15 protein-coding genes are annotated in these 15,092 nt (G+C 68.1%); 3 read left to right on the top strand and 12 right to left on the bottom strand.

Annotation, left to right across the window (positions count from 1 at the left end):
- Positions 1–26: 26 nt before the first annotated feature.
- The 3 genes from lpqB to mtrA are packed head-to-tail and all read right to left on the bottom strand — an operon-like array spanning position 27 to position 4,211.
- Entirely contained in the window at positions 27–1,811 is a 1,785-nt protein-coding gene (gene lpqB / locus AAFP35_RS06180; protein WP_419220671.1) for an MtrAB system accessory lipoprotein LpqB, read from the bottom strand.
- Positions 1,771–3,537, bottom strand: coding sequence for an MtrAB system histidine kinase MtrB (mtrB, locus tag AAFP35_RS06175; protein WP_419220670.1), 1,767 nt, complete (start codon positions 3,535–3,537; stop codon positions 1,771–1,773). The genes lpqB and mtrB overlap by 41 nt, the downstream gene beginning before the upstream one ends.
- Positions 3,534–4,211, bottom strand: a complete 678-nt coding sequence (mtrA, locus tag AAFP35_RS06170; RefSeq protein WP_004023513.1) for an MtrAB system response regulator MtrA — start codon at positions 4,209–4,211, stop codon at positions 3,534–3,536. Before mtrA ends, mtrB begins: the two co-directional genes overlap by 4 nt.
- Before the next feature lie 116 nt (positions 4,212–4,327).
- On the opposite strand from mtrA, the gene AAFP35_RS06165 reads away from it, so the two are divergent.
- Positions 4,328–4,963: a dTMP kinase gene (locus AAFP35_RS06165; RefSeq protein ID WP_419220669.1), complete on the top strand. Its 636-nt coding sequence runs from the start codon at positions 4,328–4,330 to the stop codon at positions 4,961–4,963.
- An 82-nt stretch (positions 4,964–5,045) separates the two neighbouring features.
- Entirely contained in the window at positions 5,046–5,723 is a 678-nt protein-coding gene (locus AAFP35_RS06160; protein WP_419220668.1) for a hypothetical protein, read from the top strand.
- Between the two features lie 267 nt (positions 5,724–5,990).
- Here AAFP35_RS06160 and ahcY read toward each other — a convergent pair whose 3' ends face one another.
- The 9 genes from ahcY to AAFP35_RS06115 form a co-directional block, all read right to left on the bottom strand.
- On the bottom strand, positions 5,991–7,463 hold the full coding sequence (ahcY, locus tag AAFP35_RS06155; protein ID WP_419220667.1) for an adenosylhomocysteinase: 1,473 nt from the start codon (positions 7,461–7,463) through the stop codon (positions 5,991–5,993).
- Between the two features lie 145 nt (positions 7,464–7,608).
- Entirely contained in the window at positions 7,609–9,126 is a 1,518-nt protein-coding gene (locus tag AAFP35_RS06150) for an amino acid permease (RefSeq protein WP_419220666.1), read from the bottom strand.
- A gap of 129 nt (positions 9,127–9,255) precedes the next feature.
- Complete coding sequence (locus tag AAFP35_RS06145; RefSeq protein WP_419220665.1) at positions 9,256–10,194, bottom strand: cation diffusion facilitator family transporter; 939 nt, start codon at positions 10,192–10,194, stop codon at positions 9,256–9,258.
- Between the two features lie 202 nt (positions 10,195–10,396).
- The gene (locus tag AAFP35_RS06140; RefSeq protein WP_419220664.1) at positions 10,397–10,693 is read right to left on the bottom strand and encodes a WXG100 family type VII secretion target; all 297 of its coding nucleotides are present in this window, start codon (positions 10,691–10,693) and stop codon (positions 10,397–10,399) included.
- A gap of 29 nt (positions 10,694–10,722) precedes the next feature.
- Positions 10,723–11,031 carry a WXG100 family type VII secretion target gene (locus tag AAFP35_RS06135; protein ID WP_419220663.1) on the bottom strand — a complete coding sequence of 103 codons (309 nt, stop codon included), beginning with the start codon at positions 11,029–11,031 and terminating at the stop codon, positions 10,723–10,725.
- 93 nt (positions 11,032–11,124) lie between these two features.
- On the bottom strand, positions 11,125–12,537 hold the full coding sequence (locus AAFP35_RS06130) for a hypothetical protein (RefSeq protein WP_419220662.1): 1,413 nt from the start codon (positions 12,535–12,537) through the stop codon (positions 11,125–11,127).
- Positions 12,534–12,782 carry a hypothetical protein gene (locus tag AAFP35_RS06125; protein ID WP_419220785.1) on the bottom strand — a complete coding sequence of 83 codons (249 nt, stop codon included), beginning with the start codon at positions 12,780–12,782 and terminating at the stop codon, positions 12,534–12,536. The genes AAFP35_RS06130 and AAFP35_RS06125 overlap by 4 nt, the downstream gene beginning before the upstream one ends.
- 220 nt (positions 12,783–13,002) lie before the next feature.
- Complete coding sequence (locus tag AAFP35_RS06120) at positions 13,003–13,293, bottom strand: YbaB/EbfC family DNA-binding protein (protein WP_419220661.1); 291 nt, start codon at positions 13,291–13,293, stop codon at positions 13,003–13,005.
- A gap of 8 nt (positions 13,294–13,301) precedes the next feature.
- Positions 13,302–13,670, bottom strand: coding sequence for a hypothetical protein (locus AAFP35_RS06115; protein ID WP_419220660.1), 369 nt, complete (start codon positions 13,668–13,670; stop codon positions 13,302–13,304).
- 170 nt (positions 13,671–13,840) lie between these two features.
- On the opposite strand from AAFP35_RS06115, the gene AAFP35_RS06110 reads away from it, so the two are divergent.
- Positions 13,841–15,064, top strand: coding sequence for a CaiB/BaiF CoA transferase family protein (locus AAFP35_RS06110; protein ID WP_419220659.1), 1,224 nt, complete (start codon positions 13,841–13,843; stop codon positions 15,062–15,064).
- The last annotated feature ends 28 nt before the right edge of the window (positions 15,065–15,092 follow it).

Genomic DNA, 15,092 nt, shown 5'->3' with positions numbered 1-15,092 from the left:
TGGACGGCACATGTCGTCGGCGCAGGTCACGGAAGGATCGGGATGGTGCCGGGCGTCATCGCCGGTTCCACCTCGGTCCAGTACTGGTCGGGCTGACCGTTGTTGCTGCCGAGTCGCAGCACTCCGCGCGTGTCACCGACGTAGACGGTGGACTGATTCGCCACCACGGCGCGCACCGGCGGGGACAGGTTCCCGCTGAGCAGGCCGACCGCCGGGGTCCCGTTGATCGACAGCTGCACCACCGGCGACTCCACGGCGTCACGCGCCACCATCAGTGTCGTCGGCGACGCCCAGTCCAACGACAGGGCGCGGTTACCGATGTTGTAGGCGGCGACCCGCGGACTCGACAGCGCCACACCGCCTTCCGCGTTCGTCGTCACCACCGCGAGGACGACCTGACCGCCGACGATCAGCGCCACCCGTACACCGTCCGGTGACACCTGCAGCTCGCTGATCGGGCCACCGGCCACGGTGCCGATCGACGACGCGTCGACCGTGGTCAACCGGTCCGCGCCGGCCGCCTCGTCGTGCGCCCACTGCACGGGTTTGCCATCGACGACCGCCCACACCGAATCCGCGTCCGCGCCGAAGGAGGGTCGGGTGATCGACACACCGGACATGACGCTGCCCGCGATCGAGCCGTACGGCCCGATGGTGAGGTCGAAGCGTGGCCCCGCGCCTCGTCGGGCCAGCACCGCCGCCGCGCGTGAACCGTCGGCGGAGATGGCGGCCGACCGTACGTCGCGACCCGATCCCAGGGGCCCCTCGACGGGGACGGTGCCGGAGTCGGTGACCTTGAGCAGGGCACCGTCTTTGATGACGTTGAGGCCGACGTCCGTCGTCGGCGCGGCGTTGGGATCGAACGACTTGACGTCGGCGGTCTGCCAGCCGGACGAGCGTTCCTCGATGAGAGGCGCACCGTCGGCGTTGATCACATAGGGGCCCCCGATGTCGGCGGCGTCGAGGGTCCAGATGATCTGCGCCGCGATGGTCGTCCGATCGCGCACCGACACCGACCCGATCCCGGTGAGCTCGATGCGCACACCCCCACCGGCCAGCGGTGAGACCGGTCCGTGCAGTGCCGCGCCGTTCGGGAACCCGCTGTCGACCGAACCGTCGAGGTCGGAGGCCGGTCCGCCGATCATGTGATTGAGCAGGATCGTCGGCTCGGTCGCCTGACCCGAGTAGAGCCACCGCGGGTCGGGAACCAACCGCTGCCGGTTGCGGTCGGTGAAGTAGAGCGTGACCGCACGGTAGGCGGCGTCGAACTGGCTGCGGTCGATCATCGTGCCGTTGGGCAGCGGACCGTCGATCCGCCACTCGTCGCCGACCCGGACGAGCGAGAGCGTGGTCTCCACCCGTCCGGTGGCCGGCAACAGTTGTCCGTCGGACTTCAATGTCCCCACGTTGTCGCCGATGAGGCGCAACCGCACGGCGTCTTCGCTGCGTTGGTCGACGAAGACGTTGATCTCGTCGACGACGAGCATGTCGCCGCGATCATCCCACTGCTCCGAGGACGCACTTGTCAGGAAGCGTCGTGCGGCGCCGTGACCGGCGTCCGGATCGGCGGTCGCCTTGAGGAAGGCACGCACCAACGATTCCGGGTCCATGTCGGGCTGCGGTACCGGCACGGCGTTGGTCGGCGCCTGCCGGGCGAACGAGGTGATCGGCTGCGGAGACGAACTGTCCGGGATCGAACCGCAGGCCGCGGCCAGCAACGCCACCACGAGCAGCACGGCGCACACGGGCCATCGTCGGCGCCGAACGAGGTCAGCCGGTGACACCGCCACCTCCCCCGGTCGGATCGGCATCGGCCGATGGTGTCGCGCCGCCGTCGTCGGTCACGTCACTCTCGGGGTCGGTCTTGATGGCCGCCGCCTTCGCCGACGACGATCGCGTCGCGACGCTGGAGGTTCCGGTCCGGGCCACGGTCCCACCCACCGGCTTCAACGGCAGCGGACTGCCCAGCACCTTGTGCCCACGCACCAGAGGCAAGGTCAGCCGGAACGACGCACCCTTGCCCGGCTCTCCCCAGGCCTCGAGCCGCCCCTGGTGCAGACGGGCGTCCTCGATGCTGATCGCGAGGCCGAGTCCGGTGCCACCCGATCGACGGAAGCGCGACGGATCGGACCGCCAGAACCGGTTGAACACGAGTTTCTCTTCCCCCGGACGCAATCCGATGCCCTGATCACGGACGGTGATGGCCACGGCGTCGCCGTCGGATCGCATGGTCAGCGTGACCGGTCGGCGTTCGCCGTGGTCGATGGCGTTGGCCAGTAGGTTGCGCAGGATGCGCTCGACCCGTCGGGGGTCGATCTCGGCGATGACCGGCTCGGCGGGCAGATCGAGGACGAGCTCGGTTCCGGTCTCCTCGGCCAGATGGGTGACGGTGGCCAGCGCACCGTCGATCGGGATGGCCATGTCCATCCGTTCGGCGGCGAGTTCGGCCATACCGGCATCGTGACGGGAGATCTCGAGGAGTTCGTTGAGCAGGGTCTCGAAGCGGTCGAGCTCCTTGTCGAGCAGCTCGACGGACCGCTTGCGTACCGGGTCCAGCTCGTCGCGCCCCTCGTAGAGGACGTCGCTGGCCATCCGTACGGTCGTCAGCGGCGTACGCAGTTCGTGACTCACGTCCGAGGTGAACTGGCGTTGCAGACCGCCGAACTCCTCGAGGTGGGTGATCTGTTTGGACAGACTCTCGGCCATGTCGTTGAACGACATGGCCAGTCGGGCCATGTCGTCCTCGCCGCGTACCGGCATCCGTTCCTTGAGCCTGCCGTCGGCGAAGCGAACCGCGATACGTGAAGCCGAGCGCACCGGCAGCACGACCTGCCGCGACACCAGCCAGGCGATCGCGGCCAGCAATCCCAGCAGGACGACGCCGCCGGTGACCAGGGTGCCGCGCACCAGATCGACGGTGTTCTGCTCACTCGTCAGCGGGAACACCAGGTACACCTCGAGACCGGGCACCGAAGCGTTGGTGGGGCTGCCGACGATCAACGCGGGCTCCTGCCCGCCGTTCGACGTCGGGATCGACGAGTACTGGTAGGCGACCTGACCGCCCTCGACCATGTTGCGCAGCGTCGTCGGGATCTCGGTCACCGGGCCGACCCCGCTGTCGCTGCCGTCGTCACCGGTCCCCGGAACCAGCAGCACGGTGTCGAAGGTGCCGACGGTGCCGGACTCGCTGGAGTCGACATCGCGGTCGGTCAGCAGCGAACGCGTCTGACGCAACCGGTTCTGCACCGACATGTTGGAGTCGTTGCTGGACAGGTCGCGCTCGACGGAGACGCGCGCGCGTTCGACCTCCTCGGTGGCGGCCGCGAGCTTCACGTCGAGAAGACGATCGGTGATCTGGCTGATGAGCACGAACTCCAGGATCAAGATCACCACGAAGGACAACAGCAACGTCGAGACGACGACCCGCAGCTGCAGGGAACGACGCCACAGACGCCCGAAGGCGCGGCCGATCCCGGTTGCAGCGCGGCTGATCCGTCCGAAGGTGCTGTTGACGCGACGACGTGGCCTGCCGATCACGGCGGTCCGGCCTTGTAGCCGACCCCCCTCACTGTGAGCACCACTTCGGGATTCTCCGGGTCGGTCTCGACCTTGGCTCGCAGACGCTGGACGTGCACGTTGACGAGTCTAGTGTCCGCGGGATGCCGGTAGCCCCACACCTGTTCCAGGAGCACATCACGGGTGAAGACCTGACGGGGTTTGCGGGCCAGCGCGACCAGCAGGTCGAACTCCAGCGGCGTCAACGAGATGGGCACACCGTCGCGGGTGACCTTGTGGGCCGGGACGTCGATCTCGACCGGCCCGATGGACAACAGTTCGGCGGGTTCCTCGTCGGTGCGGCGCAGCCGGGCCCGTACGCGCGCGACGAGTTCCTTCGGTTTGAAGGGTTTGACCATGTAGTCGTCGGCGCCCGACTCCAGACCGAGGACCACGTCGACCGTGTCGGATTTGGCGGTCAGCATCACGATGGGGACGCCGGAGTCGGCGCGCAGTACGCGGCACACGTCGATCCCGTTCATCCCGGGCAGCATCAGGTCGAGCAGCACCAGATCAGGACGGATCTCGCGTACGGCGGTGAGCGCCTGCGTGCCGTCGCCCACCACGAACGGTTCGAATCCCTCGCCTCGCAGCACGATCGTCAGCATCTCGGCGAGTGCGGCGTCGTCGTCGACGACGAGAATGCGAGGCTTCATGTTCCAATGGTGACACTTTCGTGACCAAAGCGTGGAGACGACGCGCCGAACCCCGTGGCGACGCGCCCGGATCACCCGGTCGTCGCTCGTCGACGCAGGCCACTACCATCGCCCGCGTGGGCCAACTCATAGCGGTCGAGGGACTCGACGGTGCAGGCAAGAACACCCTGGTGACCGCTCTGGTCGACCGGTGGCGCGAACACGGGCTGACGGTGTGGACGATGACCTTTCCCCGGTATGGGCAGTCGGTGACGGCCGATCTCGCCGCCGAGGCCCTGCACGGACAGCATGGGGATCTGCGTGAGAGTGTGTACGCGATGGCCTTGTTGTTCGCGCTCGATCGATCCGACGCCGGCGACCAGATCCGTACTGCCGTCGGCGATCACGACATCGTGCTGCTCGACCGGTACGTCGCGTCGAATGCCGCCTACAACGCCGCCCGTCTGGGTCAGGACGCCGCAGGCGACGTGGTGGGCTGGGTGGCCGATCTCGAGTTCGGACGCTTCGGTCTGCCGGTCCCCGACCGTCACGTGCTCTTGGGTGTGCCCGCGCAGGTCGCCATGGACCGGGCTGCCCGACGGGCGGCGACCGACGCCGACCGGCCACAGGACCTCTACGAGCGCGACCACGATCTGCAGTACCGCGTGGACGATGTCTATCGTCAACTGGCCCAATCGAATTGGATGTCGCCGTGGACGCAGACCACGGATGGGGACGTGACCGAGCTGGCCGAGAGTCTGTCGAACGGATGATGCCGGTCGCGATGTTCGGCGCCGATCCACCTGCGGTTTCGCTAACCTGGAATTCAGGCCCCCGCGTGGGAAGGAACAGCGCATGAACCACCATGCACCGTCGGGAGGTGTTCCTCCGTATCCACCTGGGCCGCACGGCCCACAGCCACCGCAGCCCGGGCCCTATCCGTATCAGGTCGGACCGCCCGTCGGGCATCCCGGCGGCCCGGTGTTGCCCCCTTATCCGCCCCCGCGTCCGCCGAGTCGTCACCGCGGTTCGATCGCCGCCGTCGTCATCGGTGTCGTCGCCGTCCTCGCGGTGTCCGCGCTGTTGCTCACCGTGATGGTCAACGGCACGAGTTCGTCGGATGACCGTGTCGCCGACCCGGCACCCGGTGTGCCGACGATGCCTGCCGTGCCGCTGCCGCAGGCGCCCGGCGACGGCGATCCGGCTCCGAGCCCGGTGGAGATGACCGCGTTGCGGACTGCGATGCAGGCCTTCGTCGATGCGGTGAACTCACGTAACGTGCCCCGCATCCAGGCGGCCGTCTGTAGCGCGGTCCGCCCGCAGGTGACCGCCCCCCTCGACATCATCGGCAACGTCGTCCTCGAGGATCTCACCGAGGTGTCGGTGACCGGCGACTCGGCGGAATCGACGGTGAGCACGCACCTCGAACTCGGGAATCAGCGCTCGACGTCGAAGATGAACGAGGAGATCTTCACCCGCGAGAGCGGCACCTGGTTCGTCTGCCCCGGAGCCCAGCCCGACATGCCCGCCTGACAGTCCGCCCGCACCGCGGTGCTCCCCCGCCGCCGCACACGCGCCCAGCTCCCCTCGCTCCCCCAGCCTGGCGCCATACCTCCCCAGGCCCCAGCATGGCGGCCGAGAGCAACCGAAAAATCACCGACAGCACCCTCATCCCAAACAGCACCCAGAGTCCCTCACGGAACTCTGGGTGCTGTCGGTGATTTTTCGGTTGCTCTCGGCACGAAACGCCCCAAGCCGCGACCACCTCAACGCCGGGCCACCTCGAGGCCCGAGCCCCACTCAGTAGCGGTAGTGCTCCGGCTTGAACGGCCCTTCGACGTCGACGTTGATGTACTCGGCCTGGTCCTTGGTGAGCTTGGTCAGTGTGCCGCCGAGCGCTTCGACGTGGATGCGTGCGACCTTCTCGTCGAGGTGCTTGGGCAGCCGGTAGACCTCGTTGTCGTACTCGTCGCTCTTGGTCCACAGTTCGATCTGCGCGATGACCTGGTTGGAGAAGCTGTTGCTCATCACGAACGACGGATGCCCGGTGGCGTTGCCGAGGTTGAGCAGTCGTCCCTCGCTGAGCACGATGATCGAGTTCCCGTTGGTGAACACCCACTGGTCGACCTGCGGTTTGATGTTGATTCGCTTGGCGCCGGAACGCTCGAGGCCGGCCATGTCGATCTCGTTGTCGAAGTGGCCGATGTTGCCGAGGATGGCCTGGTTCTTCATCCGCTCCATGTGCGCGAAGCTGATGATGTCCTTGTTGCCGGTGGCGGTGATGATGATGTCGGCCTGTCCGATGGCTTCGTCGACGGTCACGACGTCGAAGCCGTCCATCAGTGCCTGCAGCGCGTTGATCGGGTCGATCTCGGTGACCTGCACCCGCGCACCCTGACCTGCCAGCGACTCGGCACAGCCCTTGCCGACGTCTCCGTAACCGCAGATGAGTACCTTTTTACCGCCGATGAGGACGTCGGTGCCGCGGTTGATGCCGTCGATCAGCGAGTGGCGGGTGCCGTACTTGTTGTCGAACTTGCTCTTGGTGACGGAGTCGTTGACGTTGATGGCCGGGAATGTGAGTTCGCCTGCGGCCGCGAACTGGTACAGGCGCAGGACACCGGTGGTGGTCTCCTCGGTGACGCCCTGTACCGATTCGGCGATGGTGGTCCACTTGGTCTTGTCGGCGGCGATGCTCTTGCGCAGCAACCCCAGGAACACCTTGTACTCGGCGGGGTGGTCCTCGTCGTCCGGCGGCACCACGCCTGCCTTCTCGAATTCGGCGCCACGCAGGACCAGCATGGTCGCGTCACCACCGTCGTCGAGGATCATGTTGGCGGGCTCCTCGGGCCAGGTCAGCATCTGCTCGGCGGCCCACCAGTACTCCTCCAGGGTCTCGCCCTTCCAGGCGAAGACCGGCACACCCTTGGGCTCGTCCGGCGTTCCGTGCGGGCCGACGACGATGGCCGCCGCGGCGTGATCCTGCGTCGAGAAGATGTTGCACGAGGCCCAGCGCACCTGCGCTCCGAGCGCGACGAGCGTCTCGATGAGCACGGCGGTCTGCACGGTCATGTGCAGCGAACCCGAGATGCGAGCGCCCTTGAGCGGCAGCACTTCGGCGTATTCGCGGCGCAGCGCCATCAGGCCGGGCATCTCGTGCTCGGCGAGTTCGATCTCTTTGCGGCCGAAGTCCGCGAGGGACAGGTCGGCGACCTTGAAATCGATCCCGTTTTTCGTATCGGCCGTGGGCGCCGAATCAGCCACCGTGGTCATCTGGTCCCCTTTGTCGTTTCTGGTCGAACGTGCAGGTGCCTGCGGCACCCGGTGGAGTACACCGTCGGACGGTGAAATGCTTCGACTCAGGCTATCGAACCGGGCTGTGACGAATGCGGCAGGGACGACTCCCGCGGGGACACGCTCAGCTTCCGGAGTCACCTGCCGGCTGTTCCGGGGCGGGCACCTCGCCGCGCTCACGTTTCCCGACCATCGAATGACGTTGGCTGTAGAGGAAGTAGATGGCCACGCCGATCACCATCCACGCGACGAACCGGCCCCAGGTGAGAGCGGAGAGGTTCAGCATCAGCCAGACGCACGCGATGATCGCCAGTACCGGGATGATCGGGCCACCGGGCACGGTGAAGCCGCGCTGGAGGTCGGGTCTCGTGCGCCGCAGCACCATGACCCCGCCCGCCACGACGACGAAGGCGAACAGTGTGCCGACGTTGACCATCTCCTCGAGCTTGTCGATCGGGAAGAATCCCGCGACCACCGCGACGACGACGCCGATCAGTACGGTCAGCCGCGCGGGTGTGCCGAATCGGGGGCTGGTCTTCGACAGCCCGCGCGGCAGCAGCCCGTCGCGACACATCGCGAACAGCACCCGCGACTGGCCGAGCATCAGCACCATCACCACCGTGGTGAGGCCGGCCAGCGCTCCGATGGCGATCACCTTCTCGGCCCAGGTGACGTCGTTGAGTGCGAACGCGTCTGCGAGGTTCATGGCGCTGCCGTCCTCGGGTGTGGCGAGTTGGCGGTAGTTCACCATCCCGGTCACCACGACGGTGACGAGCACGTAGAGCACGGTGACGATCAGCAGCGAACCGAGGATGCCGCGCGGCACGTCACGCTTCGGGTTGCGTGTTTCCTCGGCCGTCGTCGCGACGACGTCGAAGCCGATGAACGCGAAGAACACGATCGAGGCCGCGGCGAGTACGCCGTACCAGCCGTATGAGCTGTCGCCGCCACCGGTGATCAGCGAGAAGAGTGTGGAATCCAGCGATTTCTCCGAGTCGGCCCCGTGTTCGGCGGGCGGCACGAACGGCGTGTAGTTGGCGGACTTGATGTAGAAGAATCCGACGACGATGACGAGCAGGACGACCGCGACCTTGATGGTGGTGATCACTGCGCTGACACGTGACGACAGCTTGGTCCCGAGGACCAGGATGGTGCAGACGATCGCCACGATCACGACCGCGCCCCAGTCGATGTCGTGCCCGGCCACCGTGACCGTGCCACCGGCGAAACCGAACACGCTGCCCAGGTAACTCGACCAGCCCTTGGCCACCACGGCGGCGCCGACCGCGAACTCGAGGATGAGATCCCACCCCAGAATCCACGCGAGGAACTCACCGAAGGTGGCATAGCCGAAGGTGTAGGCCGATCCGGCGACCGGAACGGTGGAGGCGAACTCGGCGTAGCAGAGCGCGGCCAGCGCGCAGGCGACCGCGGCCATCACGAACGACAGCGAGATCGCCGGGCCCGCTTTGTCACCGGCGATCGAGGCGGTGATGGTGAAGATGCCCGCACCGATGACGACGGAGACACCGAAGACGATGAGGTCCCACCACGAGAGCTCCTTGCGGAGGCCGTGGCCGGGTTCGTCGGTGTCGGCCATCGATTGCTCGATGGACTTCGTCCGGGTCAGTGGATTGGCCATGCGCGGACCTCCCTTGCCGAGCCGGCCGAGATCGCCGACCACGTCTCGTGACGAACGTCTGGTGAACCGATCCCCTACGCTAACCGACTCCCCATCCCGGTGCCGCTCATTCTCGGCACCGCCCGGACGTCATGTCGCGGCGGGATCGGGTGTGCTGTTCCCGCGGTCGATGTCGGGTTCGAGGTAGATGATCCGCGCCTGCGGCACCGCGGTCCGCGCCCGGGCCTCGGCCGCATCGATGGTCTGCGCGATGGCCGCGGCGTCGGCTCCGGGCGCGATGGCGATCTTGGCGGCCACGAGCATCTCCTCGGGGCCGAGATACTGCGTCTTCATGTGGATGACGCGGTCGACACCGTCGGATGCGAGGGCGCTGAGCAGTGCCTCTTCCTCGGCTTCGGTGGCGCCCTCACCGATCAGCAGACTGTTCATCTCGACGATCAGGATGATCGCGATGACCCCGAGCAGGACACCGATCGCGAGCGTGCCGATGCCGTCCCAGATGGCGTCTCCGGTCAGCATGGTCAGACCGACGCCTGCGAGCGCGAAGACCAGGCCCACCAGTGCGCCGGTATCCTCGAGCAGCACCACCGGCAACTCCGGTGACCGCGAGTTGCGGATGAACCGCCACCACGACGCATCGCCCTTGAGCGGCTTGGATTCCCGGTAGGCGGTCGCGAAGCTGTAGCTCTCCAGGCAGATGGCGACGAGCAGGATGACGACCGCGACGATCGGCGAGTCGAGGCCGTGGTCGGCATGCCCGATCTTCTCGATGCCCTCGTAGATCGCGAACATCGAACCGAGGGTGAAGATCACCAGCGCGACGATGAACGAATAGAAATACCGGTTGCGGCCGTATCCGAACGGGTGTAGTCGATCGGCCTTCTTGCCCGCCTGCCGCTGCCCGACCAGCAACAGCCCCTGGTTCGAGGTGTCGGCGACAGAGTGGACCGCCTCGGCGAGCATCGACGACGAACCCGTGATCGCGAAGCCGACGAACTTCGCAACCGCGATACCGGCATTCGCCGTCAGCGCCGCGAAGATCGCACGCTTGGAACCCTCAGCTGACACGTTTCGTCCCTCTCGTTGTCCGCGCGTGGCGACAACCGCGCGTGGCGACACTGCGCGACCGAATCATCCGATTCTGGTCAGGGCTGAGACTCTACTTGGCGCACACGTCCACGACGCGTCGTGTGGGAGCCACGATGTCGCCGGGAACCCGCCGCGCCGAGTGGCGGGCGGGTCCTCGGCGGCCACCGCGATCGGCGGTCGGCTACGCCCCGAAGGTCGCGCCCACCGCACGGTCGGTGCGAGCCATCGTGTCGGAGGCCTGCTCGACGCCGCGCCCGAGTCCGTGGAGATGGGTGCGCGCCTCGCCGAACAGTCGGTCCCAGTGCGCTTGTGCTGCCTGATAGGCCTGTGCGCCGTGCTGCGAGGTCCAGTTGTCGCCGAGCCTGGTGACCTCGCTCTTCAGTTGATGCGACAGCGATTCCAATGCCTGGAAATGGCGGTTGAGATCACCGGAGAGGGTGGCCAGACCGGCGAAGTCGTATTTGATGATGTCGGACATGGATGACTCCTGATGGTTGGGTGAGGGGTTCAGATCGTGAGTCCGCCGGAGGACGTGATCGCCGATGCGTTGCCCGCGTCGTGTTCGTCGTAGCCCCGGAAGCCGGTGGTCAATTGCGCCTCGATGTCGTTGAGGGCCGCCTGCAATTTCGCCGCGGTGACACTCCAGTCGTTCTGGGTCGCGTCGTAGGACCGCGAGGCCTGGCCGCTCCAGGTCGCCAGTCCCGACTGCGCGGAGTTCTGGACCTGCCGTAACACCGAATGCATCTGTTCGACGATCCCGCTGATCGTCTTCGACGACGCCTGTGCGGCGGCGACATCGAGGTTCAACCCTGACATGTGTGTTCCCTTCTGGGTGTCGGCATCGCGATGCGATACCTCGATGTCCGCGAATCGGACACCAGGACAATGGATGTCGCGACGGCACCGACGTCATCCGACCCGGCCACTCGAACCGGCCCCCGGGTCGATGTCGGGTGCCCGCGACTCCGTTTCGGCGGCGCCCATCACGGGCGGCACGACGTCGGGCACGTCTCCGACCATCTGATGGCCGTTGTCGGCACTCACCAGGTGGTCGCACATCTCGTGATGGTCAGGGGTCGCGGTGGCCGCCCGTGGACCACCGGGGCCGAGCGCGCCCATCGCGGCGGGCACCGCGCCCACCGGTGTGCTCGTCGGCCGGGCCGACGGCGCCTGTCCGGATGACGTCTCGGTGACCGTGCCTGCCGACGGTGTCATCGACCGGTCCAGCGGGGTCGGCTGGGCCATCGGCGTGGGCATCCGACTCGGCGTCGAGGCCGACGTCGAGACACCGAGCGCGCCGACCGCCGTCGACATCGTGGCGCCGACCCCACCGCAGGAACCGGGTGCCTCGGTCCCGGGCCGTCGGGCACCGACCGGCCCGTCGGCGCCGGATCCCGACGTTGCGGCGGTCGCCCCACCGTCCGTGCACGAACCGCGATCGACCTCCCGACCCGGCGGTCGTGTGGCCGACGCTGCGGCCTGCCCGCCTGGCATCGGCGACCGTGACGCGAGCCCGGCCATCGACGACACGAGCGGCGTCAGGCCCTCGAGAACCGTTCCGGCCGTCCCGAAGGGCGACACGCCGCTGGCGACCGGGGCGCCGGTGACCGGCACCGGCGCACCGTGGGCGGTCATGGCGGCGGTGGGCGCGAGCAGTCGAGCGCGTGTGGCGGCGACCGCGGCGGTCGCCTCGGCCAGTCCCTCGGCGGCGAACCCGACTGCGGCGCTTTGGCCCACAGGTGTCGCGATCAGCGGCAGGACCCCGGCGATCTTGCCGATGGTGGCCGCGACGATCCCCTGCACCGTGGCCAGTCCGGTACCGACGATGCCCACCGCGGCCTCGATGTCGATCGACATCGAGGCGCCCTGCGCGGACACGCTCGCGGTGTCGGCGGCGGTCTGCGCGGACCTGGCCCGGGCCGCGGTGGCGGACACACCCGTCCACACGTCGTCGAGCGCCCGCATCGCGGCCGCCCCCGTCGACATCGTCGACTCCAGAATCGTCGCCAGGCCCGCGAGGACCGTCGACGGGTCGATCCCGGCCGCGGTCAGGTCGCCACTGCCGAATCCGCCCAGCAGGTCCGTCAACGGCCGGACCAACATCCCGATGTCGATCTGCGGCAGCACCGGGAGCCCCGGCAATGGTGGCTCCGACGGCGGCGCCACCGGTAACGAGGGCAACCCGTGGTCGGCCAGCACATCGGCGACCGGACGATCGAGCATCGGCCCCACCGGCGAGGTCTCGAGCAGTTCTCGGACGGTCACCTCGCCGGGCGTCTGCGCCGGATGGCACCCGTCGCCGCGGACGGCCGGGGCCGTCATCGACGCGTCCGGATGGTCGCCGACGACGCCGCATCCTGTGCGGTGAACCCGGTCAGCCCCGCGACGGCAGCCGCCGCGGTCGCAGCGTGCACCGCCGCGAGCTCACCGACCCCGCGCACGTGATTGGCCTGCGCGACGATGGTCGCGGCCACGAAGTCCTGACCGATGAGCCCGAACGCGGGAACCAACGCCGCGATGGTGGCACCGGTGTCGATCGCCGCGGCAGCACCGAGTTCGGTCGCCATCGCCGCGTGGGTCGCGGCGTAACCCGCGACCGCGTCGGTCACCACCGTCACCGGCCCCGCCCCGGGACCGATATCCTTGATGTCCATGCTGTGACCTCCTGCCGCCACCTGCGCGACCCGCAACGGTGTCTCGGGCCCGATCGGTTGGGTCTTTGTTCGACGCGCGCCGGGCCGGTCCGGTTCCACCGACGATCCGATCGGGCATCCCCGACGGGCGGGGTCAGCCGTTCGACGGACCGGCGAAGGACTCGGTGAACTCCGCGGTGATCAGCGCTCGTCGCGCCAACGCGAGATGGGCAGCGGCCGTGGCCACCTCGACGATGCGTGGGCCCAGGTCGTCGTCGCATGCCCCGGGCGCCAACCACAACCCGGTCAGCGCCCCGACCCCGTCGACCTCGGCCGTCACCCGCTCATCGGGCGAGGTCTCACGCACCGAGATCGCCGCATAGCGCTCGGCCAGTGCCGACAACCGGTCCAGATGCGTCCGGGCGCGCGCCTCGAGTTCGTCCATCGCCCGACTCATCGGCGACCGGACACCGTGTGCAGCCACGACACCGGGACCTGCGCCGTCGCGTCGGCCAGGCATTCGACCCGGGCGAGATCGTCGGTCGTCGGCAGACGCAAGGCCTCGAGCACGTCGCGACCCGCACCGGACGCGGTCAACTGCTCGCGCAACCGGATTCCGGCCACCATCGATGCCTGCCGACACAAACCCAGGATCTCGGCCGCCAACGCCCCCTCGCCCAGAGACAGGGCCGATCGTTCGATGTGCACCGACACCGGCAATCCCTGCGTCGTGGTGACCACCGTGATCGTCCCTGATCGTGAGCGGACGGTCACCGTGTCCGTCGCCACCTCGGTCGCGCTGTCATCCGAATCAGCCGACATGGCCATTCCCTTCGCCGTCCGCGAGAACCAGACGTTGGACGCACCGCCCGACGAAACGGTTCCGTTTCCCGGCTCTCCGGCAACCTGATGTGGACAACCCTGCTGTGGGCAACCCTGCTGGGGGCAACCCTGCTGCGGTCTGCGCCGGGGCCATCGGCGATGCTGTGACGGTGACGAACACCGATGACGATTCCGCACGGGGCGCCCTCGACGGTGTCCGAGTCCTTGAGTTGGGCACGCTGATCGCCGGCCCGTTCGCCGGGCGACTCCTCGGCGACATGGGGGCCGAGATCATCAAGATCGAGGCGCCGGGTATGCCCGATCCGATCCGCACCTGGGGACAGGCCGAGCAGGACGGGGAACGCGCGTACTGGACCGTCCACGCGCGCAACAAGAAAGCCATCACACTCGATCTGCGAGCCGACGCCGGGCGCGAGGTGTTCCTGCAACTCGTGGACTCCGCCGACGTCATCGTCGAGAACTTCCGCCCCGGCACCCTCGAGCGCTGGGACATCGGCTATGACGTTCTGTCCGAACGCAATCCGGGCATCATCCTGGTGCGGGTGTCGGGTTACGGACAGACCGGCCCGGCGGCGTCGCGAGCCGGGTACGCGTCGGTCGCCGAGGCCGAGAGCGGCCTGCGCTATCTCAACGGTTATCCAGGTGAGGCCCCGCCGCGCCTTGCACTGTCGCTCGGCGACACGCTCGCCGGGATGTTCGCCGCGCAGGGTGCGCTCGCCGCGCTCTACCGACGCTCGGTCACCGGGCGCGGCCAGATCGTCGACACCGCGCTCACCGAGGCCTGTCTGGCGGTGCAGGAGTCGACCGTCGCCGACTACGACCTCGGCGGGGTGGTCCGGGGGCCGTCGGGCACTCGCCTCGACGGGATCGCGCCGTCGAATCTCTACCAGGCGGCCGACGGACTGCGTGTGGTCATCGCCGCCAATCAGGACACCGTGTTCCGACGTCTGTGCGCGGCGATGGACCAACCGGAACTGGCCACCGATCCACGGTTCGTCGACCATCACGCGCGTGGGGTGAACCAGGACGTCCTCGACGACATCATCGCCGACTGGGCCGGCCGCCACACCAGCGCCGAACTGATCGAGGTACTCGGCGCCGCCGGCGTGGTGGTGGGGCCGGTGAACACCGTGGCCGAAGTGGTGCGCGACCCGCAGATGATCGCGCGCGAGATGCTGGTGGCCCACCACGACGAGCGGCTCGGCCGTGATGTCCTGGGCCCGGGCATCGTGCCGAAGCTGTCGGCGACCCCGGGGCACGTGCAGTGGGCGGGACCGCCACGGCCCGGCTCGCACAACGACGAGATCTACCGCGGGCTGCTCGGCCTGAATGACGACCAGCTGTCCGCTCTGGACGAACAGGGCACGATTTGAGGACAAAAGCCCTGTTCAGAGCATTGTC

The sequence above is a fragment of the Gordonia sp. CPCC 206044 genome (assembly GCF_048537895.1).
Lineage (GTDB): Bacteria > Actinomycetota > Actinomycetes > Mycobacteriales > Mycobacteriaceae > Gordonia.
Note: the sequence above shows the minus strand (reverse complement) of the source record. Positions and strands in the feature narration are given on the sequence as shown.